19 protein-coding genes and 6 pseudogenes are annotated in these 26,477 nt (G+C 47.3%); 6 read left to right on the top strand and 19 right to left on the bottom strand.

Going from position 1 to position 26,477, the window contains the following annotated elements; genetic code table 11:
- The first annotated feature begins 6 nt into the window (after positions 1–6).
- The 3 genes from KGP21_RS03690 to KGP21_RS03680 all read left to right on the top strand — a co-directional run bounded on the left by KGP21_RS03690 (position 7) and on the right by KGP21_RS03680 (position 4,998).
- Positions 7–2,883 carry a valine--tRNA ligase gene (locus tag KGP21_RS03690; protein ID WP_059199580.1) on the top strand — a complete coding sequence of 959 codons (2,877 nt, stop codon included), beginning with the start codon at positions 7–9 and terminating at the stop codon, positions 2,881–2,883.
- A 171-nt stretch (positions 2,884–3,054) separates the two neighbouring features.
- Positions 3,055–3,558: a GNAT family N-acetyltransferase gene (locus KGP21_RS03685; RefSeq protein WP_037376601.1), complete on the top strand. Its 504-nt coding sequence runs from the start codon at positions 3,055–3,057 to the stop codon at positions 3,556–3,558.
- 225 nt (positions 3,559–3,783) lie between these two features.
- Positions 3,784–4,998, top strand: a complete 1,215-nt coding sequence (locus KGP21_RS03680; RefSeq protein WP_223497913.1) for an integrase arm-type DNA-binding domain-containing protein — start codon at positions 3,784–3,786, stop codon at positions 4,996–4,998.
- A gap of 919 nt (positions 4,999–5,917) precedes the next feature.
- Here KGP21_RS03680 and KGP21_RS03675 read toward each other — a convergent pair.
- The 3 genes from KGP21_RS03675 to KGP21_RS03665 all read right to left on the bottom strand — a co-directional run bounded on the left by KGP21_RS03675 (position 5,918) and on the right by KGP21_RS03665 (position 7,469).
- Positions 5,918–6,541 carry a glutathione S-transferase family protein gene (locus tag KGP21_RS03675; protein ID WP_223497914.1) on the bottom strand — a complete coding sequence of 208 codons (624 nt, stop codon included), beginning with the start codon at positions 6,539–6,541 and terminating at the stop codon, positions 5,918–5,920.
- A 16-nt stretch (positions 6,542–6,557) separates the two neighbouring features.
- The gene (locus KGP21_RS03670) at positions 6,558–7,157 is read right to left on the bottom strand and encodes an isochorismatase family protein (protein WP_223497915.1); all 600 of its coding nucleotides are present in this window, start codon (positions 7,155–7,157) and stop codon (positions 6,558–6,560) included.
- Between the two features lie 129 nt (positions 7,158–7,286).
- Positions 7,287–7,469: a hypothetical protein gene (locus KGP21_RS03665; protein ID WP_223497916.1), complete on the bottom strand. Its 183-nt coding sequence runs from the start codon at positions 7,467–7,469 to the stop codon at positions 7,287–7,289.
- 313 nt (positions 7,470–7,782) lie between these two features.
- Between KGP21_RS03665 and KGP21_RS03660 the strand changes: the two are divergent.
- Positions 7,783–8,157 (top strand): annotated as a pseudogene (locus KGP21_RS03660) (DDE-type integrase/transposase/recombinase); the annotation flags it as partial.
- A pseudogene (locus KGP21_RS03655) lies at positions 8,121–8,671 on the top strand (transposase); the annotation flags it as partial. The pseudogenes KGP21_RS03660 and KGP21_RS03655, both read left to right, overlap by 37 nt.
- 98 nt (positions 8,672–8,769) lie before the next feature.
- Here KGP21_RS03655 and KGP21_RS03650 read toward each other — a convergent pair.
- Positions 8,770–8,897: pseudogene (locus KGP21_RS03650) on the bottom strand (IS6 family transposase); the annotation flags it as partial.
- A gap of 316 nt (positions 8,898–9,213) precedes the next feature.
- Here KGP21_RS03650 and KGP21_RS03645 point away from each other — a divergent pair.
- Complete coding sequence (locus KGP21_RS03645) at positions 9,214–10,428, top strand: S9 family peptidase (RefSeq protein ID WP_223537233.1); 1,215 nt, start codon at positions 9,214–9,216, stop codon at positions 10,426–10,428.
- 163 nt (positions 10,429–10,591) lie between these two features.
- Here the strand turns inward: KGP21_RS03645 and KGP21_RS03640 are convergent.
- From KGP21_RS03640 to tssF, 15 genes and pseudogenes are all read right to left on the bottom strand, one after another.
- A pseudogene (locus KGP21_RS03640) lies at positions 10,592–11,165 on the bottom strand (IS6 family transposase); the annotation flags it as partial.
- Positions 11,166–11,554: 389 nt separating this feature from the next.
- Complete coding sequence (locus KGP21_RS03635; protein ID WP_223497918.1) at positions 11,555–12,157, bottom strand: hypothetical protein; 603 nt, start codon at positions 12,155–12,157, stop codon at positions 11,555–11,557.
- On the bottom strand, positions 12,132–12,617 hold the full coding sequence (locus tag KGP21_RS03630) for a hypothetical protein (protein WP_223497919.1): 486 nt from the start codon (positions 12,615–12,617) through the stop codon (positions 12,132–12,134). The genes KGP21_RS03635 and KGP21_RS03630 overlap by 26 nt, the downstream gene beginning before the upstream one ends.
- A 130-nt stretch (positions 12,618–12,747) precedes the next feature.
- Positions 12,748–13,115 (bottom strand): annotated as a pseudogene (locus KGP21_RS03625) (integrase core domain-containing protein); the annotation flags it as partial.
- Between the two features lie 225 nt (positions 13,116–13,340).
- Positions 13,341–14,453, bottom strand: a complete 1,113-nt coding sequence (locus tag KGP21_RS03620) for an NAD(P)/FAD-dependent oxidoreductase (protein WP_223497920.1) — start codon at positions 14,451–14,453, stop codon at positions 13,341–13,343.
- A 390-nt stretch (positions 14,454–14,843) separates the two neighbouring features.
- A complete protein-coding gene (locus KGP21_RS03615) occupies positions 14,844–16,184 on the bottom strand; it encodes an aminotransferase class V-fold PLP-dependent enzyme (RefSeq protein ID WP_223497921.1) in 1,341 nt (446 codons plus the stop codon).
- Positions 16,168–16,848, bottom strand: coding sequence for a hypothetical protein (locus KGP21_RS03610; RefSeq protein ID WP_223497922.1), 681 nt, complete (start codon positions 16,846–16,848; stop codon positions 16,168–16,170). Before KGP21_RS03610 ends, KGP21_RS03615 begins: the two co-directional genes overlap by 17 nt.
- 639 nt (positions 16,849–17,487) lie before the next feature.
- Positions 17,488–17,640: pseudogene (locus tag KGP21_RS03605) on the bottom strand (transposase); the annotation flags it as partial.
- A gap of 350 nt (positions 17,641–17,990) precedes the next feature.
- Positions 17,991–18,677, bottom strand: coding sequence for a hypothetical protein (locus tag KGP21_RS03600; protein ID WP_223497923.1), 687 nt, complete (start codon positions 18,675–18,677; stop codon positions 17,991–17,993).
- A 1,754-nt stretch (positions 18,678–20,431) separates the two neighbouring features.
- Positions 20,432–21,265: an SANT/Myb domain-containing protein gene (locus tag KGP21_RS03595; RefSeq protein WP_223497924.1), complete on the bottom strand. Its 834-nt coding sequence runs from the start codon at positions 21,263–21,265 to the stop codon at positions 20,432–20,434.
- Positions 21,266–21,284: 19 nt separating this feature from the next.
- Complete coding sequence (locus KGP21_RS03590; RefSeq protein ID WP_223497925.1) at positions 21,285–22,670, bottom strand: VasL domain-containing protein; 1,386 nt, start codon at positions 22,668–22,670, stop codon at positions 21,285–21,287.
- 18 nt (positions 22,671–22,688) lie between these two features.
- Entirely contained in the window at positions 22,689–23,123 is a 435-nt protein-coding gene (gene tssE / locus KGP21_RS03585) for a type VI secretion system baseplate subunit TssE (RefSeq protein ID WP_223497926.1), read from the bottom strand.
- Complete coding sequence (tssJ, locus tag KGP21_RS03580) at positions 23,120–23,659, bottom strand: type VI secretion system lipoprotein TssJ (protein ID WP_371822033.1); 540 nt, start codon at positions 23,657–23,659, stop codon at positions 23,120–23,122. The genes tssE and tssJ overlap by 4 nt, the downstream gene beginning before the upstream one ends.
- A complete protein-coding gene (tssG, locus tag KGP21_RS03575; RefSeq protein WP_223497928.1) occupies positions 23,631–24,719 on the bottom strand; it encodes a type VI secretion system baseplate subunit TssG in 1,089 nt (362 codons plus the stop codon). Before tssG ends, tssJ begins: the two co-directional genes overlap by 29 nt.
- The gene (tssF, locus tag KGP21_RS03570; protein ID WP_223497929.1) at positions 24,683–26,446 is read right to left on the bottom strand and encodes a type VI secretion system baseplate subunit TssF; all 1,764 of its coding nucleotides are present in this window, start codon (positions 26,444–26,446) and stop codon (positions 24,683–24,685) included. Before tssF ends, tssG begins: the two co-directional genes overlap by 37 nt.
- Positions 26,447–26,477 lie beyond the last annotated feature (31 nt).

Below are 26,477 nucleotides of genomic sequence, written 5' to 3'. Positions count from 1 at the left end.
ATAAAAATGGAAAAGACCAACACCGATCTCGATACCGCCTATGACCCAACCCAGATCGAACAGAAGCTGTACGATCACTGGGAAAGCCAGGGCTATTTCAAACCGAATGGCGATACCAGCCAGGAAAGTTTCTGCATCATGATCCCGCCGCCGAACGTTACCGGCAGCCTGCATATGGGCCACGCGTTCCAGCAGACCATCATGGACACCATGACCCGCTACCAGCGCATGCAGGGTAAAAATACCCTGTGGCAAGCCGGTACCGACCATGCCGGTATCGCGACCCAGATGGTGGTTGAGCGCAAGATCGCCGCAGAAGAAAATAAAACTCGCCATGATTATGGCCGCGACGCGTTTATCGACAAAATCTGGCAGTGGAAGGACGAGTCCGGCGGCACCATCACCCGCCAGATGCGCCGTCTGGGCAACTCCGTGGATTGGGAGCGCGAGCGCTTCACCATGGATGAAGGCCTGTCCAACGCGGTGAAAGAAGTGTTTGTCCGCCTGTACAAAGAAGACCTGATCTACCGTGGCAAACGCCTGGTGAACTGGGATCCAAAACTGCGCACCGCCATCTCCGATCTGGAAGTGGAAAACCGCGAGTCCAAAGGTTCCATGTGGCACCTGCGCTATCCGCTGGCCGATGGGGCAAAAACGGCGGAAGGCAAAGACTACCTGGTGGTTGCCACCACCCGTCCGGAAACCGTGCTGGGTGATACCGGCGTAGCGGTAAACCCGGAAGATCCACGCTACAAGGATCTGATTGGCAAAGAGATCATTCTGCCATTGGTGGGCCGCCGCATCCGCATCGTGGGTGACGAGCACGCCGATATGGAGAAAGGCACCGGCTGCGTGAAAATCACCCCGGCGCACGACTTCAACGACTATGAGGTGGGTAAGCGTCACGGCCTGCCGATGATCAATATCCTGAGCTTCGACGGTGACATCCTCGAAGTGGCAGAGGTGTTCGATACCCTGGGCGAAGCCAGCACCGCCTACAGCGGCGAGCTGCCAGAGCAGTTCCGTGGCCTGGAGCGCTTTGCTGCGCGTAAAGCCGTGGTTGCCGCCTTTGACGAACTCGGCCTGCTGGAAGAGATCAAACCTCACGATCTGACCGTGCCTTACGGCGACCGTGGCGGCGTGGTTATCGAGCCAATGCTGACCGACCAATGGTACGTGCGTACCGCGCCGCTGGCGAAAGTCGCGGTGGAAGCGGTTGAGCAAGGTGAGATCCAGTTCGTGCCCAAGCAGTACGAAAACATGTACTTCAGCTGGATGCGCGATATCCAGGACTGGTGTATCTCCCGTCAGTTGTGGTGGGGCCACCGCATCCCGGCCTGGTACGACGCCGAAGGCAAAGTGTACGTTGGCCGCACCGAAGAAGAAGTGCGCCGCGAAAACAACTTGGGTGCCGACGTGGCGCTGAACCAGGACGAAGACGTGCTGGATACCTGGTTCTCCTCCGGACTGTGGACCTTCTCGACCCTGGGTTGGCCAGAGCAGACTCCAGATCTGAAGACCTTCCACCCGACCAGCGTGCTGGTCAGCGGCTTCGACATCATCTTCTTCTGGATTGCCCGCATGATCATGCTGACCATGCACTTCGTCAAAGATGAAAACGGCAAACCGCAGGTTCCGTTCAAGACCGTGTACATGACCGGCCTGATCCGCGACGACGAAGGGCAGAAGATGTCCAAGTCGAAGGGTAACGTCATCGATCCGCTGGATATGGTTGACGGTATCTCGCTGGAAGACCTGCTGGAGAAACGTACCGGCAACATGATGCAGCCGCAGTTGGCAGAGAAAATCCGCAAGCGCACCGAGAAGCAGTTCCCGAACGGCATCGAACCGCACGGCACCGACGCCCTGCGCTTCACCCTGGCAGCACTGGCCTCTACTGGCCGTGACATCAACTGGGACATGAAGCGCCTGGAAGGCTACCGCAACTTCTGTAACAAGCTGTGGAACGCCAGCCGCTTTGTACTGATGAACACTGAAGCGCACGACTGCGGCTTCAACGGTGGCGAAATGCAGCTCTCCTTGGCCGACCGCTGGATCCTGGCCGAATTCAACCGCACGGTGAAAGCCTACCGTGAGGCGCTGGACACCTATCGCTTCGATATCGCGGCAGGCATCCTGTACGAATTCACCTGGAACCAGTTCTGCGACTGGTATCTGGAATTGACCAAACCGGTCGTGATCAACGGCAGCGAAGCGGAACAGCGCGGCACGCGTAATACGCTGATCACCGTGCTGGAAGCGTTGCTGCGCCTGGCGCACCCAATCATTCCATTTATCACCGAAACCATCTGGCAGCGCGTCAAGCCTCTGACCGGTGAAACCGCAGACACCATCATGCTGCAGCCGTTCCCGGCCTTCGACGCCGCGCTGGAAGACCAGCAGGCATTGAACGATCTGGAATGGATCAAGCAGGCGATCATCGCGGTGCGTAACATCCGCGCCGAGATGAACATCGCGCCAAGCAAACAGCTGGAAGTGCTGCTGCGTAACGCCAATGGTGATGCCCAACGCCGCGTACAGGAAAACCAGAGCTTTATCGAACGCCTGGCACGCCTGAGCTCTATCACCCTGCTGCCTGCAGGCGAGAAAGGCCCGGTTTCGGTCACCAAGCTGGTAGACGGTGCCGAACTGCTGATCCCGATGGCTGGCTTTATCGACAAGGATGCGGAAATCGCGCGCCTGTCGAAAGAGATGGGCAAGCTGGATGGTGAGATTGCGTCTATCGAAGGCAAGCTGTCCAACGAAGGCTTTGTGGCTCGCGCACCGGAAGCGGTAGTGGCCAAAGAGCGTGAACGTCTGGCAGCCTGCAAAGAAGGCAAGCTGAAGCTACAGGAACAGCAGGCGACTATCGCCGCGCTGTAATCTGCGAGCTACCGATCAAAAACAGCGGGTGATTTTTCCCCGCTGTTTTTTTATCGGCATTGCCAAGGGCCAGGCTTAAGTGTTATTACAAAGTATTATTGATGCGGTGCATTCCGTAATAACAACGAAATTCCGGGGCCCTTCAGGTTCCCTTTGATGGTGAGTAAAAACATGACAACAGCTACCCCAGTGCGTCTTCTGGTACGCCCAATCACGGCCGAGGACAACGCCGCGATTGCTCACGTCATTCGCGAAGTCTCCGCCGAGCATGGCCTGACGGCGGATAAGGGTTATACCGTTTCCGATCCCAATCTGGACGCCTTGTTCCAACTCTATAGCCAGCCGCGCAGTGCCTACTGGGTGGTGGAGATAGACGGTCAGATTGCCGGTGGGGGTGGCGTTGCGCCTCTGCAAGGCGGGGAAGCCGACGTCTGCGAATTACAGAAAATGTATTTCCTACCGGTACTGCGTGGCAAAGGTTTGGCAAAACGCCTGGCGCTGCAGGCGCTGGAGTTTGCCCGCCAACAGGGATTCGGCCGTTGTTATCTGGAAACCACCGCCACGTTGCAGCAGGCGATCGGTCTGTATGAGCATCTTGGTTTTGAGCATATCGGCTATGCCATGGGTAATACCGGCCACGGTGACTGCGAAGTCACCATGCTGAAAGCGCTTTAACATTAGCGATCTACATACCCCTCACCCTAACCCTCTCCCACAGGGAGGTCCGAAACCGGTCTGTTGATGTCAATCAGATTCAACAGACTTCTTTCTACTCCCTATCAAACCCTATACTTACTGGCTTGTCTCCCTGTTTTTAGTCGACTATCATGACTGGAGGTCAACGGGAATCAATAAACTTTTGGGGGCCATTTTGGGGGCTAAAATCAGGAGACCCTACCCATGCCATTAACCGCACGACAAATCGAAACCGCCAAACCCGCCGACAAAGATTACAAGCTCACTGACGCTCAGGGACTCTACCTTTTGGTCAAAAAATCCGGTGCCAGGTACTGGTGTTTAAAATACCGTTTTGCTGGCAAGGAGAAAAAGCTTTCCATCGGTGTCTACCCTGATGTCACATTAGCACAGGCTCGTTCCTGTCGTGAAGATGCTCGTCGGACACTGGCCGCAGGTAAAGACCCCTCTCACGAAAAACAGGCCAGCAAACGCGCGCACCATGACACAACAACCTGTACCTTTAAAGTGATTGCGCAGGAATGGTTCACCCACAAGGCGCGTCTGTGGACGCCACGCTATCTCGCTGATCAGGTGGCCCGTATTGAGAATAACCTTTACCCTGCTATCGGCAACCGTCCTGTTGCAGACATTAGACCACTTGAAGTACTTGATTGTCTGCGAACCATCGAAGCGCAGGGCAAGCTTGAAGCTCTGCGTAAAACACGTCAGGTCTGTGCCCAGATATTTGATTATGCCATTGCGACCGGGCGCGCTATCGGCAATCCAGTGACCACCCTTAACACGGTGTTACTGCCGCCCGAACGCCAGAATAACCGCGCACTGACGGACACTCAGCTTGCCGCCTTCATGCATGACTTGTCCCAGGCAGAAAGCCTGATGGCCTTGGCAACGCGCTTGCTGATACTCACTGCCCTACGCTCCAGTGAGCTACGCTTGGGGGAGTGGCATGAAATTGACCTCGACCGAGCCGTATGGGAGATCCCCAAAGAGAGAATGAAGATGCGAAGACCCCATGTTGTTCCTCTCTCCCGACAGGCACTGGCGATACTGACGCAAATCAAAACGCTTACCGCCGCTCGCGGTTCATCCTACCTGTTCCCTTCCGTAAGTCGGCCTGACCGCCCACGCGATCGCAAGTGCATCAATGACTTCTTGCAACAACGGGGCTGGCACGACTACACGACAGCACACGGGTTTCGGCATGTGTTCAGTACTGTTGCCCACGACCACGACTTTAACACTGCCTGGATTGAGCTCCAGTTAGCGCATGTGGACAAGAACAGCATCCGGGGTACTTACAATCACGCCCAATATCTTGATAGCAGACGGGAAATGATGCAATGGTACGCTGATTACATCGATAGCTTGGAGCATGATGAGAGTGTGGGGCATGGGGAGTTTGGACGCCTTGCTTAGTGAGCGTGGTTTTTCTGAAGAAGGTCAACAGTGCTGGCCGTGATGCTGGCGCTGCTGATCCTTGTAGCCGCTTATTTTTTGTCTTGTCTCGTGAAATGGAAGACTTGATAGTTAGGAATCTATGGTCACTCCCGTTTTTGTAATACCAATACTGAAGATTTTGTTAGCTTGCATGAATCTATCCGGCGTCTGAATGGGCTTTATGCCCGCGCCACGATGAGTTTCGCGCCTATGAACCTTATAAACTTCAACGGTCTTTAATCAGCCATTCCTAATTCTTTGATCACTGGCTTCATGACGTTCGTGTTGAGGCCATTCATGAAGACTCAACGCTGAAAACACCATTTTGTATCAGCGGTCATGGCATGCCCTGAGCACCCCCCGAGAATGCAACTGATAAGACGCTGGCGTTTCTGGAGGCCATCGTTAATGCGGATGATACAGCAACGGTCGGTGATATCCGGGCCTTTGTTGACGACCTGGATGCTGTTCGGTTCAATCGCAATAAAATCGACAGGCAATTGAGCAAACTCGACCTGGCGGCGCCAGCACTGGAACCTGAAGTGATCTGGTTGGGTCGTCGGCGCTGACGTGTGTCTATAGGTATACTTCTCTAATTCAGGAAATTGGCGCGCTCAGGACCAGAGGTGCCAGACTCAGGATCGCCTGCGACCACGTAAGCCTTAGCATTTCAATATATTATAAACTTCGCAACCAGATGAAAAACCAGTAACAAGGAGATAATCCGGCTCTGTCGCATTAAGGGGACAGAGCCGTGTCACCTACAGTTCTGTGGGAACGTAGGGGGGAGGTTCCCCTGCGCCACCCGATAACCCCATATTGTAGCCCTCACATTGCCCAATTAAAAACCGCCCCAAAATGGGGCGGTTAATTTTAATAAAAACTATGATTTTAAATATTATTGTAAGATATTTTGTTGCATCATAGCCGATTGAACCCCTTTGTTTTTACACATCATATTATAATGTCGTGCCACATGTGGGTATTTTGAAAATGTATCGGGTAAGCTTATTTTTGCCCACCGAAACATTGGAGTGGCATAGGCATCTATAATACTTATTCGATTAGCGACTATATAATCATGATCCGAAAGATGCCGATCCAGCACATTGAAAACTTTTTCTACCAGTGGAATAGCTGCTGCTCGAACAGAAGCTATAACCTGTTCTCGATCATCAGTGGTATAACGCTGCGGACTGAAAAATGGAAAGAAAGCTGGATGCACATCACCGGTCAAAAAACATTCCCAGTGATCAAACTCGTAGCACTCACGGAGATCTTGGGGGTTTGCCCCAAAAGTATCGCCCCCAGGAAGGGTCGTTTGATAACGTAAAATAGCCCCACATTGTGTAAGCGTACCCATATCCTTAACAACCAGTGCTGGAACTGCCAACATAGGACTGGACTTTTTAAATTTCAGGTCATTTTTGTCTGCGAGTATAAGTGTATATGGCGTTTTTAGCCATTCAAACATGATATGTGGAGCAAGAGAACAAGCACCTGATGTGTAATAAAGTTGCATATAACTATCCTTTATATCACTTAGCAGGGGATTGTAATGTGCCTACCAGCAATTCAACCAATTGGGTACCTTCTGGGGTGGACCAATCTCCTGCCAATTCAGCTAATAACTGGTTTGTGGTGGTGAGTGTAACCCCTGCACGTTCCATGCGACGAAGTGCTATATCATCTGCAATAGCGCTTGGTGAACCACCTGCATCTGCGACGACTTGAACTTCAAATCCTGCATTAACTAGACTCAAGGCAGGGTAAACCGTACAGACATCGTTAGTTACACCCGCAATAATCAGTCTTTTTCGACCAGTGGTTTCGACAGCGGTTGCAAAATTAACATCATCCATCGCATTGACAACGCCAAGGCGTTTAATTCGAGCTTTAAAGCTGTCAGGAAGAATATTAGCAAGTTCAGATAATAAAGGCCCTTGTACATTATCTTCCATACTAGATGTTAGTACAGTAGGCATTTTTAGTATGCTAGCTGCATTTGCAAGCAGCAGTGCATTTTGCTTCATCACATTAAAATGGATAGATTTTACCCATCCCATAGTCCCAATCTGATGATCAATCAACAGCATCGCAGCATTGTCACCAGTAAATCTTGTAAATGTGGTTGTCATTATTAAAATCTCCATATTTATCTGAGCTAAAAATTACGGTTTATGTCGCATTAATGAGTCGTCAGGTAACAAAATTTTTACGTCCCGAGTTAGGCCACTCTATGCTTTGTCGAATATTTTTGACAGCCCCTATTTAGCATCTGGCAGAGCTATTCTCGGTTTCTCACACCCAGACATACCTAGAATACTAATTATTAGACAACCGAGTTGATGTCCTGCATTACCAGAGGTCCATCCTCCAGGTTTTTTAGCATATGCACTGCTGCTTGATATGATCAAAAAGAAAAATGCGCTTATAATAGCTTTTTTCATTAAGAGCTCCATGGTTTTTTAGTGGGAAAAGTGTGTTTATTATATGTGGCAATTAAAATTCAAATTCTAACATATATAAATTCCGTAATAATAGCTTCATCTTTCATCTAACCTTAAGTTTTTTACTTCGTTAGATATTAAATTACATTAGCATCGGAAATACTAAAAAGCAAGTTATTAATCACTCTAGATTGATTATTGTATTGAGAAGCATTAATAGCCTTGACGTATAGGAAGTTAAAACCATTTCGGTTCTGTCGCATTTCCTGATAACCCGTTCCTGACCGTGATTGATGATTTTAGGTTGTGTCGCATTATCGATGTGTTCGTAGGCGCGATCGTTGGCTGGCGGGTCTCATCGTCGATGGAAGCAAGGTTCGTGCTAGATGCACTGGAACAGGCTCTGTGGGCACCTCGCCCCTCAGGTACAATCCATCACTCGGACAAAGGCTCCCAATACGTGTCTCTGGCGTATACCGAACGGTTGCAGAAGGCGGAGGTGCTAGCGTCGACAGGCAGCACAGGCGACTCTTACAATAATGCCCTGGCCGAGAGTATCAATGGTCTTTACAAAGCGGAGGTAATACACCGTAAGGGCTGGAAAACACACGCAGAAGTGGAACTTGCGACACGGGCATGGGTGGACTGGTTCAACAATCGACGGTTACCCGACAGGGTGTGGAACTGAGTCGTTCGGTGTGGTCGGGTGGGTAGATGCGTTTTGCCGGCTGCTGTCCCCGCTGGAGGAGGCTCTGCGGCAGTATGTGCTGACAAACGGCAAGCTGCATGCCGACGAACTGTACGCCCTCGAGGCAAAGGTGCGCGGGTGGTCAGCAGAGCTGCGTCTGTTGGAACGACAACGAAGGGCAACCCCGTTGCTAAACGGGTTGGAAAGCTGGTTGCGGGAAAGGGTGAAAACGCTCTCAAGGCACTCAGAACTGGCGAAGGCGTTCGCCTATGCGCTGAACCAATGGGCAGCGCTGACGTATTATGCCGAGGACGGTTGGGCCGAGGTGGATAACAACATCGCAGAGAATGCCTTGCGGATGGTGAGTCTGGTGCGCAAGAACTTCCTGTTCTTCGGCTCGGATCACGGAGGTGAGCGAGGGGCGTTGCTGTACAGCTTGCTGGGGACATGTCGCCTGAATGGCGTCGATCCCGAGCATTATCTCCGTCATGTGCTGAATGTGATCGCCGACTGACCGCTAAACCGGGTCTGTGAGCTGCTGCCGTGGCGTATAAGATTGCCAACAGAATAACTTACGCGACCTCAGTCAATACGGCCTTCGCTGTACGCTTACCGATGAAGCGTGGAATGGTCAACAGCAATACGCGTTCAGCCATCATTTCTTCGAGATTGCGCAGGCTGAGGGCATAAGCCAGATACCAGCGAACGCACTGAACGATAACATCGGTAGGGTAATGCAAGCGACAGAAGGCGTTTCAGATCAGAGACATAAATAGGCAACATAACAAAAAACAGCATGTTACCTGACAACGCCTTAATTCGACAGAACCGTGTATTTTGCTTTGAAGATGTGGTGACGTTTCTTGTCGTTGTATTTATGTGGCATCATTACTGGGGTGATGTTTGGGAATGACCCCAGTGTATTGGTTTAGCCATCCATGCACCAACGCTGCATTGCGCTTCTTTGGCAAGTCCATTCGGTATCAGAGTGCTATATCGCTTCACTTGTTTTTAATTAAATATATAGTGTTTTTATATAAATATGAGGAGATGGAAATGTTAAGAAAGATTGGTTTTTGTTTATTTGTTCTGTTCTCATTTGGTACTGCATCAACATTTGCGCAAGAAACACCTCACACACCGATTCAGGTTTCAGGCAGGGTAACCTATGAGTTCATTGGTCACTGGGATGTGGCGCATTTGAATAACATACTTAATGTTGATACACCCAAATTTTCGGGCGTTGATGTAAAATACACGCAGGCTAAAAATGCCGTTAACCTTTATCGTGTCACTTACCCTTCCGTGATCCCTGAACACGCCAACAAACCCACGATGGCATCGGGCTTGCTCGCCATTCCTGACACCGCAGAGCATGCTTTCCCCATGATTTCTTACCAACATGGTACCGTCTATGGTAAGCAGCAGGTGCCCTCTTTTCCTGATGAATCACCCGAAACACAATTAATGATCGCGCAGTTCGCCGCACAGGGTTACGTCATGGTTGGTGCAGACTATTTTGGCCTTGGCGTTTCAACCGAACCTGAAGGCTACATGGTAAAAGGCAGTCATCAGCAAGCAACCCATGACATGATTAATGCATCACAGCAGGTTCTTGCTCAAATGGGACTGTCAAATACTCGCCTTTACTTAGCAGGTTGGTCACAAGGCGGTTTTGTCACGATGGCGTTGCTTGAAAAGCTCGAAGGCATCGGGATGAAGGTTCAGGCAACGGCAACCGCAAGCGCACCACTTGACGTTTTTGCCCTGATGAATGGATTCCTTTCATTTCCGCGTAAATTTGATGCCAACTGGTTGAACAGTATCATGATACTTTCAGCCTTTGCCTATGAGAACTACTACGGGATCCCTGGTCTGGCACATTCTGTGCTCACGGATGAATATTATGACGTGGCTAAGAAAGCGTATGATCGTCAACCTTTCAATCCTGAAGACATCACCTCAGATCTCCACAAGCTTATTCGTCCTGAATATTTTAACCCGCAATTTTTTGCGAACTCAGCCTATGGCCGGCTTATTAGTTCTGCCCAGGCTTACCGATGGGTCATCGCATCCCCAGTACATAACTACTACGGAGAGAGCGATGAAGCGATTACCATTGGGGTAGGTAAAATGGCAATGACTTATGCGCAGTCAATGGGGACAGGTAATACGCTGGTTGAAGCCATATCTACAGGAGAAACGACACATAGAGGTACCTTCGCCACTGCCGTCCCACTTTGGAAAAGCTGGTTTGACTCCATGCAGTAATAGGGGGGAGGGCCAATGATGTAAAAAACCACGCTAAGGAGATAGTTTATTGTTTATGTTGAATTTGATGGCCCTGGCAACTATCAGGGCCGACTGCCATTGTCTCAGACTGGTTGTGTCGCACTAGCGTAGGCAAGTTAGCAACAGTTGCGTTGCCTAATTTTCAGGCAACCAATAAATAAAATTGTTCCGCAGGTGACAACCCTTCACTTTGCGGATGTTGATATTGTCCTTTACGTATCATGTGGAGCAGCTCGATTCCGGACAGGATCGTCTGCGCTCGCCGAAACGATTTGAATCCCAGCATCGGGCGTATGCGGCTTTTGATGTTGCGGTGATCTTGTTCAACCATATTATTCAGATACTTGTTCTGTCTGACAGTCATGATTTCTTCTTCTGGTTTGTCGGCGTTGAGTGTAGTCAGCGCTGCCGTGTTGGCACCAATTTTATCAATGACCACTATTTCAGGTTCGCCGTGGTGTCGAATGGCCTTGCGACAGAAGCGTAATACCGCTGCAGCAACCCGTTTGGCGGTCAGCAGGAAGTCGATGGTTTGGCCTGAAGTATCCACCGCGCGGTACAGATATTTCGACTGACCTTTGACCTTGATGTAGGTTCCATCCATTCGCCACCGTCGACCGACTGTGCGCTTGTGTCGGTGAAAAGCCTTATCCAGCGGGAACCAGACGGATAACCCAACGATGCAGCGTTGAATGGTCAACGACAATACCGCGCTCATCAAAACAGCATATTACCTGAGAACACCTTAATGCAACAGAACCATTTCCTATGCGTGAACCTCTTCGTTTACTTAGGCGCCTTCTCAAGCAGTGTAAGGTAGTGATCGATCAGGCCTACGTCATGTATCGGAGTATCATGCCCTGCAATGATCGAGTCGACTTTAAGCTCCCCCTGCTCGATAAGTCCTTTAAGTTTTTCCAAGGTTTTTGGGTACTCAGTTCTGTTGGCAAAACTCATTTTATTATGCTGTTTCAACCTCGGCGGGGACTGATGGGCTGCAGTATAATATCTCTTTCGTATTTTCGACAGAACCTCAAAAATAGGCCCCCTCTGGAAGCCTTACCACATCTAGCTCATATGAGAAGATAATTCAGCTGTTACTCAGCTACTTCCTCAATGACGAGATAGAAGATGGATATGAAGAAATCTCAAATAAAGGTCTCAGATACAGAGATCTACTCTCTTTCTTCACCATGCTCAAATTATTTAATTTTTTTTCAAAATAATCAAAATTTATGTTTTTCTTCACACCAGCAATCTTACATAATACTTGTTGAAAAGATAGCTTAATGATGCCATTCCACTCATCAAGAACAGTATCAATCAGCACATACAATTCTGAATTACTTTTCAGACGCTCAAACTCAACCAAAATCAACCCTCGGGCCGGATCAAATACAAATGCCGAATTAGCATTCCACATTGCCAACCCCATATGATCAGCATTATATTTCTTTTCAACACTTAAAAATTCATTTTTGTGTTCTTTAGCGACAGAGCCATAACTCACACCATGAGTCTCGCTGCAGTATATCGATAACAACCCCAATCCAAAGTCAATACTATCACTCCCATCAGGATCAATAAACTCATTTACGGAAGAAAGACCATCAAAATATGAGTCTTGTTCCATTTGATGTAATTTAATCTCATTTAATACAACGCTTAAAGAATGCTCTAACTCAGAAATTTTCTCTTTTTTTTTCAACGACTAAGATTGCATTTTTTTTGATGTGTTCATCACTGTTAGGAACGTTAAATTTACTCGTCATTTTTTTAACAAAAGAGTCTTCTTTTATTGTAGAAGAAAACCCCTCATAGAAGCCACTGGCAATACCTCTACTAGACAAGGCTTTTTTTAAAGGCTCAACGTGATTTTTACTTTTATTATCTCTGCAGTATCCTTCCGCCTTTTTAATAACCTCAATAAAGCAACTTGCTATACGATGGGCATCACCAGGCGTAATTAACCCCTTAGCAGAAGACATTTCTTCGCAAAGTACTCTAATCAGGCACAACGAAAGACCTGCACACATTCCTTGATTTGGATTATTAAGCAAAGGTGTATCCTTTTTCTCAGCATAGGTATAAGGATATAAAGTCAAAACAGCCTTGCTGCTGAACTTATTTAGGTCAAAAACATAAGAATTTTTAATATTGAACTTCATCAAATTTCACCCATAAAAATCACGAAAAATTATCGATATCACTCCAATTTAGCCTAAATAACTTTGCATATTACCATTCCACCTTAGCCAACCTGATCTTGACCCGCCATCTTCAGACAGCTTTTGTATCTTAAGTTAACGATGCCCGCAGGCGCCGGTATTCCTTCCGGGAGTGGTATCCCAGCGCGCTATGCGGATGGTTTTCATTGTAATGGTTGAACGCCGCAGCAAGATTCTGCAGTGCCGTTCTCACATTGGGTTTTGGCATGAACGCGATGTAGTCTTCCTTCATCGTTTTTACGAACCGCTCTGCCATTCCGTTACTCTGTGGGCTGCTCACTGCCGTTGTGCAGGCTTCCAGATTCAGCTCTCTGGCGAACTTGCGCGTATCATGCGCTGTATACGCCGAACCGTTGTCCGTCAGCCACTGCTCCGACTTGTCCGGGGGCGTTTCACCGAAGCGCTTTCCACCGCTCCGAGCATCACGTCCTGCACAGTTATCCACACCTCACCGATAGAATCCTTGGCCGCTCTCAAATCGTTGGGATGCGTTCACCCTCACTCTTCGATATTTAGCAGGCTCAAGACCTAAGCCAGAGACCTGCGAACATATTATGCAGTAATATTATTGGGATAATGTATATGCTTAATCAACAAAAGCATTAGATGAAATCATAAAAATAAAATGTTAAGCGATGCGCTAAAGAGAAGATTTTTATGCCCCTATAAAATAATGGATGGTCTCACCAGCGAGAAATCATTTTTTTCCATCATAAACTGCTTCATTAACCACCTTGAACCATCTATTTTACTTTGCATACTGGCATTCCTTGCTTTATTATATGAGTTCAATATTTCATCTATATTACCCTCTAAGTTCCCATGTGTGACAATACAGTCAGATAAAGTCACCGCGTCTTCTACTGCTGAACTAACCCCCTGTGTTGAAAATGGTAACATCGGGTGCGCGGCATCACCAATTAAGACAACTCTTCCTTTATGAAAATCAGGCAATAACTCAGCATCTCGATATAGCCAGCGATAGGAGTTATTTAAATCACACAAATCTAAAACATGGCAAAATAGCTTATCATTAGTTATTTCTCTTATTATGCTTTTTAAATATGATTTACCTTTCATACATTCTATTTTTTTTCGATTTTTTTTGCTATAAATTATATACATAACTGCAATGTTTTTGCTCAAGGGGGCGATACCAAAAGTCAACCCGCCTAAAGGGTGATGCATTTCGATAAAGTCACTACCTACAAGAGCATTTAAGTTTTCATGATGAGCGATTAGTGACATTTCTCTCACTGTACTATCATTTAAACTTACATCAGGAAAAATACAACCTCTTACTTTTGAGTTTATCCCATCAGCACCTACACACACATCACGCAATAAATCCACTCTCATTTTGCTGATGCTTTTATATTTTCCGTCAAAAAGATTAACATAACATCCATTTTCGAATTTTTCAAAACCAACAAACTCTTTTGAAAATGAAACTGAACCCGGTGACACCTCCTCATATAGAATATTCATTAAACACTCCCTTGTTATTCCATAGCAGTAATCAGGAAGTTTGTATGACAAACTAATCTCACTGGATGATTTTATCAATGCATTATTTAACTTAATTGATTGTGAAATTATTTTTTCAGAAAGCCCTAATCTCTCAAATGCAGAGATTCCATTTGGTAAAATCGTATACCCCAACCCCCTGGAATTATATGTATCATTGGAGTCATAAATATGATTATCCACACCATTCCTCGAAAGAAGAATACTCAAGCACAAGCCAGAGATACCGCCACCGAATATATAAACCATTATTCACCCACCAATGTTAAGAGTCGCCGTTGATTTGACCATAACGCTATAGTTTGTTGCTATCATCTTAATTGAGTCATTAAAACCAACTCACATACTTTCAATAATCGCAACATCCTTAATTATATAATCAGAGTAAGTGATATATTATACAGACAGACTTGTGTGATATTTTAATTACATTATCGGCAAAAACGGCGTATTGTTTACCAGTGATTAATTCAGCATCCTAAAGAATTAAGTTTAAAATCCACCACAATGTACAACCGAGTTTTATCTATATTGATTTAATTGAGAATAACCCATCGTGTGAACCTTCTAGATTGAGTGAATTCCCAATTAAAATATAAGGTATGTAGTAACTTCCCATAACAGCATTAATTACCTCCCTTAAATTCCCCTAATGATCTCCTCACCAATTGAGATTATATTTTCAATTAATAAATCACATACATCACTATGTTCCTTTTTCATTAATGTCATTCTAATACATTTCTCACTACTTAACGTACCTGCATGAGAAACTATATCACATTGAGCTAATGCGACATAAAAGCCTATAAGGCGCAGCCTGTCATATAATTTCTCAGTTGAAGCTGTAATATTAATACAGTCTATATAAAAAACAACAATATCCAAGTCAGGATCTGGAGTGAGTAATTTAAATAAGCCAGACTCATCCAATCTCTTTGCGATTTTTTTTGCTGTTATATGACAACTCATCAGAGCATCTGCAAATTCTCCATTTTCAATTAAAGGTAAATAATTCATTGTTGCCCACAAAGCTGCTGCGGCTGCGCCAGGCCTAGAGCACTCAAGTGAGGTTTCCCCTATATTTTTCCCTCTCCTATCAAAATAAGTATATGGTGAGTCATGACGGTAAGCATTTTCAATTTCACTTTGCCTGCCCTTATTAAATAGTACAGCCCCGCATCCAAAACCTTGAAGTCCATGCTTATGAGGATCTATGACAACAGAGTCAGCTTTAGGTAATGAATCATATATGATTTTATTTACATAGGACAAACTATTTCTAATCAAGTAAAAATACCCACCATATGCAGCATCAACATGTATAATAAATGAATGGTTCTTTCTTAACTCAAGAATATCATGTAAAGGGTCTAACGCCCCCATTAATGTTGTACCTAGTGTACAGACTATTACAGGTGATGGAGTTGGTAATGTTGTTAATACTTTAGTTAGGTGCCTTATGTCCATCCGACCGCAATGATCAGATGCCAGTTCGATATAATCCATCCCCAACAGCCTTGCCATTCTTTTATGAGTATAATGAGCATTACTGCTAAAAATAATAGTTTTTGCACCATTTTCCTTATGGAACCATAGAGCCTCTAAATTACCTGATGTACCTCCGGAAGTTAAATGGCCGTGATACGATTCCCATCCTATCATATTGGCCATTGAATTCATGCACTCTACTTCCATTTCTGTTGTTGCTCTTCCTCCATCATAGCTATGGTTGTTCGGATTTATTTGCATTGTTAAAAAATAGCTCATAACGGATATATCACAGATATAGCCTGACATATGACCAAGATAGTGAGGATGGTAAAATGGATCATTATTTACTAACTTTAGCAAAAGCTCCTCCATGATTTTACTTGTATCTTCTTTCCACCCCTGCTCAAAAGAAGGCAGATCTTTGTACATCCCCCTTAGTTTACATTGAAAGTCAAATAAAATTTCCGCATTAGCTTTTGATAACATGCTCAACCCCTGAAGTTAGTAAAGTAAAAATATCATCTACTGATCCGAATGAAAACAGTCTCTCTGGTGAGCCGGTTATCGATATATTGGAATTAAGAATTTCACATATATCACTTTCCTGAACTTCAATATCTCCATTTATAAATTTATTTAAAAAATAATTGGATGTAATAAGTCCTCCACCAAATGCAAGGAGGTTTTCCTTCTGATATATAACGCTAAATTCGATAATATAAAACCACAATTTAATCAGTGATTCGTGGTGTTTTTTATCACATGAAACCCATGAGTCCCCGAAAAACTTGCAAACCGTGTTAAATTTTGGATTAATTAAGTATGGAACGTGCCCATAAATATCATGGAGCATATCCACCTTATCAGACTGAGCCATTTGGTTTAAAGGTCTAATATTTGTATATACTGGAAAAAAACCGTTAGAGAGTATCGCAAACCATTTCATTATATTTACAGGAGGGGTAAGTTTAATCTTGCCTCCGAATTCATAAATTAAACCCTCTATTTGAGGTATACTAAGCGGAATTGATAGTAGGTTTAAATAATTCACACCATTATGCCACTCCTGACATATATGCTTATCACATGAAACAAGAAGTGGTATAAAACCTCCTTGAATACTAGCCAACTCATTTTCATTGTATTTCATACAACCCCTTCAAGCTATTGATATGATGAAATTTTTTAGTAAAACACAAATCAAACCTAATGAGCATTACAATATTTATATTACCTTGGCGAGTTAACAAAAGTTACCCGGCCATTTTTGCAACCAACAGAGAAAATAATTAACAAAGTGTCAATCTCTCTTAGATGGTATATTCAAGTTACTCTTTAAATACCTCATGTAGTAACCCAATATCTGTCAACGATTTCTTTGTTATAGTAAATAATCCGTTTACTAACCCCCATATTTAGCAGTTGACATTTCAACTACCCTATTCCATACAGACACCTTGGCATTTTCTATGCCATAATATCTGTATGCCGATACTCCACGCTAAATTTTTGGGTACCTAACAGCAATACTGTATTACGCCATCATCTCTTCGAGATTTAGCAAGCTCTGGGTGTAAGCTAGATGGAGAGAAAACAATACTTTTTTATGTCAATGGGATAATGCCTTCATTTAAAGGCATTTCGGCGCCAAACAGCATAATAAAAACGGTATATAGCCTGATAGCACCTTAATTCATCCCAGATAAGCTACAGTCAGTCCGATTGATTTTAATAACATCGAGCCCTTTTTTGATGAAAACCCAAGTCAGTCCTTTGCAGTAAGTGCCGGTTTCCACTTGAACAGCAGACTGGGCTGAATGGCATGCAAGCGGGGCACATGGGATACTAACACTCCCGGTTCCATCGACTGCTTAATAATAGCGATCTTTTCCTGAGGTGTTTTATGCCGACAGGCTTATTGCCCCAACAGTATTCCGGCCATATCAAAATCAGCGTTAGTGTTAGACATATATCGAAGCCTATCCCTTAAATTAGGAGACTTCTACTGTCTGACTTTCGCGGAGTCGCTCCAGGAAGATATCTATGCCAACTCTTCCAATCTCTATGCAAAAACTTATTTAAATACTTAGGCTTAAATATGATTCCAAGCTCATTCATCGCCAGATAGGACGGAGCCTAGCGATCATGACATCTTCAAATTTCTCCTACGTTTAGTCTCTCTTAGCTTTGTCAAGCACCGCCTTTTTACGGTAAGGGAACAATCGTATCGGGTCGTGATTGGGCAAAGCCAGGTTCATTTCCAATAAACGCCACTCTGCATCAGTCCAGCGTTTATAGGGTACCTGAAGTGGCCTTTTTTTTGTGGTATATCAATCCCAATTTACTTGCCTTGAGTTTGATTGCATCATGACTTCTGTGCTGAAGTTTCTCTGCGACTTCAGTACCTATTGCCGGGTAAAATTCACGCAAAATGTGCTCTTCATCAGGGAGCCAGCTGCGCCCTCTGGTTATTCCTATATGTTTTGCCTTTGCTATGATGGAGTTTTGGGCTCTACTAGGAAGTAACGTTTGCACGTAACTCATACCTCTTTCATCAGCGTAATGCTTACGCAGCACCTCCACTTCCTGCTCAGTCCACCGTTCTGATGGTGCTTTGCAAATCCCTAATGCATGCGCAACCATGTATACAGCACTGAGCCTCCTGCCAAGCGTGCCCGCTATCTCCCGTGTCGATGTCTTTCCATAATGTTCCTCTACGAAATTCAGTTCTTTTAGTGTCCAGAGTGAGCGATGATTTTTAGGCAAGGAGGGTTGTGCCATTTTCTTCTCCGCTCTCGTTGTAAGTTTATGCTGTTTCAGACCCAACCTATGTAACTTGCTCCTTACCGCGCCTGGAGTGCGTCCCAGTAAGACAGCCAATTCTGCAAAATGCATAGTACTCTGATATTGTTTAAGAAAGTTAATTTCATCCGGTGTCCAGTGCACAGTGCGACTGAGCGTGTGGATTTTATTAAGCATGTTTCTCCTCACATACTTGTCTTATTCAGGTAATTCGGTGTGTGCCTGGATGAGAATTATGTTCAATGAAGCTAGTCTTGAAAAATTATCTACCCCCCCTGACTTTTTATTTCCCTTCCCCTGTGTATTTACTCGATTTTAACGCCGGGTGACTTCCCGGAGTATTTTTATTATCACGTCGACATCATTCTGGTCTCCCTATTTATTCAATAATTAGTTTCGGACCAGGCTTAAGACCCTTAACAGTAATTCTTTATATATTTAAGAGGGAAAGCCTCTATTCGGATATATGGAGCAAAGTAATAACTATCAAGAGGGCGATTCCGCGCAGGAACCGTCGAATTTTACGTTACGCAAAATAAAATAATCACTTGGCACCATCAGTTAAATAATATTCTTAACGCGGAAGAATTTCCTCTCCCCTACTGATGTACCACCGTCAATCCGCTGTAGCGGCCATGCGTATTCGGGTCTGAGCGATCACGCAGGCTGCTATTGACGGTAAAACAGGCCTCCTTTCTGCCAACCTCAACAGATGAGACAAGTAAATACGCAATTTCATGTCGCACTCCGGCGTAGAGCCCCAATGTGGAAATTACTGAAAAAGAGCGTCATTTTAGACATATAGCGACATTGGTTGCGCCTATTTAGGTAACTTCCTTCTGTTATTTTACCTCCTAAGCAATCCACTTAATAATTTGATTGTCTTTTTAAATAAAGAAGCGAAGACAATTATTGCAACAACAAGGAAAATGTTCATTACTGGCGTAAACAAAAGGCCCGTGGCTGCCGTTGAGTTTTGTGGTGATATAAAAACATAATAATGCGTCACACTATCCAGTATAAGTGCAATAGTACAACCTATAATTGAAGGGTAAAAATCCTTGGACACTTTAAAGTAAAAAATAATTATTAAATAAGGGCATAATGATAAGAATAAAAAATATAAACCAATAAAACCCAAAGAACCCTTGGTTTTTAAAAAAAAGTTATCAATGTGCAAAAAAAATGCTAGCACCATCACCAGATATAACAATGGCGTGTATTTTTTAGAATAAGGCATTTTATTACTAATGATTACCATTAAATATAACCCTTGATTACTCTAACTAGTGGCATTACCGGAAACATTGACTTGATAAGAATGAAAGCCAACTTTGCATTAACGACATACTACCGGGATAGCTAAGTCACCTTACCGAACACTACATATCCTAACGCATCCGTCAATTGAATAAAAAATAGAATCACCATCAATATAACATCCTTTTCAATCTACGGGCAGTCAATAACCACTTAGGTGTATTCGTTTTTTATAATACCAGAATTACTGCTGAACATCATTGAATTTCAGAGCTCACAAAGGAGTATCCATTTTTATCAGCTACTCACCATTCAGCGAAAAAACCCGCTCCAACTGCACGGTACTCTTATAAGCATAATGTTCCAAGCATTTGATGAGCCTTTAGACAATAGAGAATGAGTATTGCTATGGAAATGATGAATAATGATATTACTAATCAATGAAAGAATACTTGGGTTATACCTGCATGGGCGATCGACCATGCTCCTGATCTTTTACCAATTACGGAACCCAAACAGCCATTCGTCATTGCCAAACTGACACCAGTTACGTGAATAGCCATTGGATAAATGGTGGTGGATACCAGTTTCAGACCATTTGCACCCTGCAACTCCGAAGCCGATAAGGAAAACAGCCATGCTATTGCGTGCGGCAGTCCCCAGGTCTCCGCTCACTTTTTAGCCTTCAGCCGTTTCCTGAGTCTTTCCCTGGCTTTTTCCAGCGATCGTTGTGAACGCAGTGGGAAAAGGGGCATCAGTTCGCTGCAAGACAAGTCAAGGGTACTCTCCAGTAAGCGCCACTCCGCCTCACTCCACGGCTTAAAAGAGACCTGTATATCTTTTAGCTTGTTATAGCGCAATCCCAGCAGTCTGGCTTTGTACTTGATTGCATCAGCACTTCTGCGCGGCAGTTTGCTTGCCACTTTTGCCCCCATTTGTGCGTAAAAGTCGCGTAAAATGCGCTCTTCACTCGGTTCCCAATGATAGCCACTCCTTATACCTAACTCTCGAGCCTTGACGGAAATAGACTGTTTTGACCTCCCAGGGAGTAGTGTTTGTACGTAAGTGATACCGGCCCCCTCGGCATAATGGGTGTGTAATACCGCTATATCTTCTTCACTCCATTCTTGAGCCTGTTTTTTGCAAAGCCCTAAACTCTGAGCCGCCATATGGACCGCAGAATACCCACGCCCGAGTTTAGCCGCAATTTCGCGTGTGGGTGTTTTACCGTAGTGGGTTTCCACATAGTTCAGCTCTGTTATGGTCCAACGTGAACGGTGGTTGCCTGGCTTGATATCGGAGGGGGGTTCCCGCAAGACCTTCGCGGAGATTGGCGGCTTAAGGCCTAGCCTCCTCGCCTGGGCTCTCACCGCACCTTGTGTCCGCCCCAATTTAACTGCGATATCCACCATGGTTTTTTTAGCATAGTGTCGCTTAATAAATGTAATATCATCCGGTGACCAGTATTGGCCTGAACGGAGTTGACTCGTTTTATCAAACATCATTCTCTGCCTACCGTTAATGTCATTGGGCTGGTGAAGATGACACCGTTTGCGCTGGGTTTATCAGCGCATAACGATTAAGCAACTGCGTCAATCGGCTGTCGATTTGCGTTTTCAAGGAAGCCGAAACGTTCCGCTGGGGTTTCTGAGCCAGTTCTCGTAACAAGCTCTCCAACGGCGGTGTGCGCAGTAAAGGCTGCTGTATGGCATAAAGTGCAGATTTCAGTTCAGAGACGGTCAGGTACTTTCCCCGTTTTTCATCGAGACCGTTGAGTTGGGTCACCAGCGCCTGCAACCGGGCCAGTGCCTGATAGCTGTCCTCCAGCTGTTCAACCGGCAAGGCATTGGCGTTGAGGGTCTGCTGCCAACGCTGCTGCAGCGCGGCGGCTGTCGGGCTCTCCGGCCACAGAGTGTGGGTCTGTTTTATCAATGCCATCCCGTAGTCTTGCACCCAGTGGGGGGATAACATCGCCAACTGTGAGAGCTGTTTGTCTGTCAACGCCAGCAATGCCGGGGCGGCAGCATTCAATGCGTCTGACTCGCCCCAGCGCAGTTGAGACTGCACCGCCTCAGGCAACGCTTGCGGTAACGACGCGAGCGAGCTTTTCACCTGTGCTTGCACATCAGTGACGTAATGGCTGTAAACCATCCAGCCAACGCATACCGCACACAACATGCTGACGCCGACGCCAGCAAAAAAGCCTTTCCACTCCCGCCGTTTTTTCTGCGCTGTAGTCACTACCCTAACTTTAGGCGACATTTCCGGTTGGGCGATATACACCCAGGGCTGTTGCACGTTTGATGAAGGCTGAGGTGCTGGTGTCGACTGCGGGGGCGGCAACATCCCGCCGGTGATGTTTGGCGCGAATTGCTGCTCATTGCCTTGAGCATTCTCCAGCCTTACTGCGGCGATGTGCAACAGTTGCACCAGGGTATCCAGTTGGCTCATGTGGCGCAGTTCGAGGCGCTGTAAAACCTCGCTAAAGTGTTTTAGTCGTTGTTCCGACTGATACAACGCAGACAGGTCACTGTATTGCCAGTTCAGGGTACGCAATACCCCATGTAAACGCTGAGTGAGTGCTGAGAGGATTTCTACACGGGCATGGACCGGTTGTGGCCACAATGCGCCCCACTGGTGGCTAACCAGCGCCTCAATAATCGACAGCCCTTCATTCAACCCGGCAACCCCGGCCAACTGGGTGCGGGTCAGGGTATACCAGGCCGCCGTCTGCAGCTCCACGCCGTTGTGTTCAAACAGCGACAGGCACAGTTTTTCGGCATAATGCCAGCCCACATCCGGGCGCGCCGGGTGGGTGAGTTTACTCAGTTCATCGCGAAGTGCGGCATAATCAGCCAACGCACGCGGGTCGCCACCGGTTTTCAGGTAGCGTTGAGACAGAAAGGTCATGGTGTGTGGTTACCCTGATTAAGACAGCCACTGCTGTTGTTGTAGGTGCCGAATCACTATCTTGCCCTCCGGCATAAATTCGGTGCCATAGCGCACCAATCCGTGGTCTTTCAGTTGTGCATCAATGGCATATCGCAGTTCGCCCGGCTGCGTTTGTTCCTGCATCACCACGTCAACCTTCTTCAGGCGTGGCTCGTATTTCAGCAGGACAGCGGAGAGCGTGACCATCAGCTCATGCGCCGAGCCGGGCATGCCTTGCAGGATTTTGCTCATGTCCGGTAAACCGTAGTCCGGCAAATGGCTGAGCGTGCCTGCCCGGCAGTTGAGAATGCGCTGCATGTTGTCGAGTACCGAGAGGATCACCTGATCGGCTTCGTTGACCTGATGCAGCTCAAGACCACCGGCAAAGTTACCCAGCAGTATTTCGTAGAGTGAGAGAGCGCCGGACATCATTTTTTCTCCGCAAGCAGGGTCAACGTGTTATTTCCCACCTCGACAGTGCGCGGCTTATCCGGATCCAGATCGTCGCGGGTCAACACCCGACGCCACTGGTCTTTCGACATATCCGGATCACGGAACAGGCCGACGATCGCAACAAATTGAGCGTCTTTCTCCATCGGCATATCCAGCGATACGGCATTTCCCGGTTTGACAACCACATCGCGGCTGGCCAGCAGATCCGCTTTCAGTGCGTCATCGCCCCCATCAACCAACTGCTGATACACCGTTTTCTGGAAGGTTTTATCATCACGTAGCTGATAGACGCGAACCAACACTGGCTGCGAGGACGAACTTTCCTCGTGTGCATCGGTATTCAATGCTTCACGTCCGGTAAAATCCAGATGCAGCACTTTTATGTGCTTATAAAACAGAGATTTTGTTGCTGAGACAGTGCCATCGGTCACCGTCTGGGTCAGCCCGCAGCCGCTCAGTAATAAAGCCAGCGCAGGCAGCCAAAGTTTACTTTTCAACGTGGTATTTAATAACACGACCATTTCCTTCTTTATGTCTGTCAGGTGCCATTCCGCTGTAGCGACCCAGCGCCACGGTAAAGTATGCGGGGAGATCGTCTGACGACGCGTCATCACCCAGCCCCAGTACGCCAGTCAAACCCAGCCTTATCGCGGGTTCCCCCAGAACAGGGGCCGGGAGCAGCCGTGTCGGTACCGTCAACTGAATGCAGGCGGTGTAGCGCCAGCCCAGATACACCCTGAGTAACACTAAAAAATCGGTATACAGTACACCATCTGGCAACCAGTCTCTTGCCTCCTCACGGTCTGATGTGTGCAAGGAAATCAGCAACTGACTGTTGGCATCAATGACCTCCTCCCCCATCACCGTACCGCCATCCAGCCAGTGAGTGCCGTCATCGGCAAACCGCATCGGTGCAGCGATCCGCACCGTGCGCAAGCAATGCGGCGTGACATCGGCCTGCGTAAAAGGGGCTAACAGACGCACCAGCGCCTGCACGCCTTCCGCCGTTCTTCCTGGCAAGCGCATCACGCCCAGTAACGCCAGAAAGCGTGAGGTCGGCGTCGCAAAATGCGACTGAGTGCCGGGGATCCCCATGCCAATAAGCCCCAGCACGCTTTGCGAGGTATTGTCTTTCCCCCCCGATTCGAACGTGGCAGGATAGGAGTACTTTCGCCAAATCCGGTAAAACTGCGTCATGAACCGGTGGTTAAAAATATCGAGGAACCCTTCCAGTGCCTCATGCCCTTCGCGCTGTTGGGTGATGTCATCGATATAGGACGTCGGCAACGGCGAATCCACCCCGTACAGCCCCATAAACGTGGTGCGAATGGTCGGCGGCGCATCCTGATGTTTTGCGTCCATTTCCAACGCCTTCAACTCACTGACCGGAAATCCCATTCCGGGGTGCGGACGAAAACGCACACAGTCATCGGCAGGATCCGCGGTACTGCCCAGCGGCAGCGTTCCGGGTTGCTGCTCGAGTAACTGACAGAGGCGGAAGAAATTAATCTTGCCAATATCCCGTTCAAGCCTGGCGATTAGCAGGGAAGACGGGTTTTGTGGTTCTCTTCCCATTCCAGACGTTCTCCTGTCGGTTGCAGTATCAGGGTCAGACGGTTGAACAGATGAATGTCGGTATACAGCGCAAAAAAGCGGCTGAGCATTTCACCGAACAGACTGATATCACCGGTACCTGCAAAGCCGTTGCTGTCGAGTGTGATCTCGATATGGACCCCGCGCAGCAGATAGCCGCGTTCAAAGCGTTCGATCTCGCTGTGTTTCACCTCGACGATGGCCTCCAGACGGCGGCGGTTCATCTCGTTTTCCGTCCAGTCATATAACGCCAGAGTACCACGCAGCACATCCGCGCTGTCCATCATCCACAAGAAACTGCTGCCCAGATGGCTCAATACACGCCAGTGAAAACGGTCACGGTTCGGCGGATAACACGGCATGGTAGGTACGGATACATTACGCACCCGCACGTTGACCCCGGTAGATTTCACCGCCGTATCCAGCACCGTGCTTTGCAGGGATTTGCGCGACAACTGGCCGTTGGTGCCAGTGAGACTGAGGGAGAGGTTTTCATTGTCCGGTACGGTGTGGTTATCAAACGCCTCGCCGCCCAATACCAGCCACGTATCGTGCAGGCCGGAAGGGCCTCGCTTGACGCGTGTATGGTAGTAATATTCCGGCGCGTCGTGTCGCAGCATCCCACCTTTGTGACGGAAACTGGTGAACGGCACATACACCTGGTGGCCAGAGTGTTTGGAGGAGATCACCGCATCCACCGAGTAAATTTCGGTATGGCCATCCTGCACGCGCATCGGGTGCAGCAGATATTCCGTCTGTAACGAGGAAAGTGAAAGTGGATCCGATTCCAGCGGAAAGAGATTAATGACCGGCACGCAGTGCAGCCGCAGGTGTTTTTCCGAGAACGAGAAGTCGTGCTCCCAGCGCTTCTCCAGCACCACATCGATTTCAAACCAGGCCAGATCTGCCGGTAACGTCACCGCGTCCAGTCCCCTGAGCGCGACAAACATGAATTTTTCACGGAAGGTGAAATACTCCAGCAGCAGTTGATAACCGCTGAACGCACTGTCCCCTTTTGGCCACAGTGTGTCCTTATCACTAAAGCCCTGTGGCGCAAAGAATGCGTCCAGCGGTTGACGGTCAGCCTGGCCCGGCAGGCGTATCCAGAGTTTGGCGGTGTTAAGCGTTAGCGCCTCATGCAAGGCGCAGGCCAGCGGTGTATCGGCGTCAAAATAGAACGGCAGATGGCGCAGAGTGATGACGCTCCAGTCCACCAGTTCACTGCAGGTAAAGCGCAAGCGGATCACCGAGCGGCCATCTGGCTCGGTATCCAGCACCGCGCGGTTCAGGGTGAGAGGCAGCAGCTCAATATCCTTCGTGGTGGTGTACCGGCAGCGTGTGCGACGTTCACCGATAGGGCGCGAAAGTATTTCAAAGCCTTTACTCACCGCCATGGGCTCTTTCATGCTCTGCCATTCCGGAGTGAACTCCACAATAGACAGGGAGGGAATGGTGCGCAGATAGTGTGGCCACAACAGGCTGACCAGCCCTTCGGTCAGTTCGGGCAGGTCATCGTCGAGCTTTTCACGCAGACGCCCCATCAGAAAGGCAAAACCTTCAAACAGGCGTTCCACATACGGGTCACGGGCCCCGGTTTTGTCAAGGTTGAGTGCAGACGCCCGGTCGGGATGCGCACGCGCAAATTCGTCGCCCGCCTCGCGCAGGTAACGCATTTCGGCTTCAAAATAACGCAGGGTTAAATCGTCCATAGAGATCCACAGTTAATCTGGCAGAGTTATT

Origin of the sequence: Serratia sp. JSRIV004 (assembly GCF_019968705.1) — a bacterium.
In the GTDB taxonomy this organism is placed as follows: domain Bacteria; phylum Pseudomonadota; class Gammaproteobacteria; order Enterobacterales; family Enterobacteriaceae; genus Chania; species Chania fonticola_B.
The sequence above is the reverse complement of the archived record's forward strand: the minus strand, read 5'-3'. Positions and strand labels throughout refer to the sequence as shown.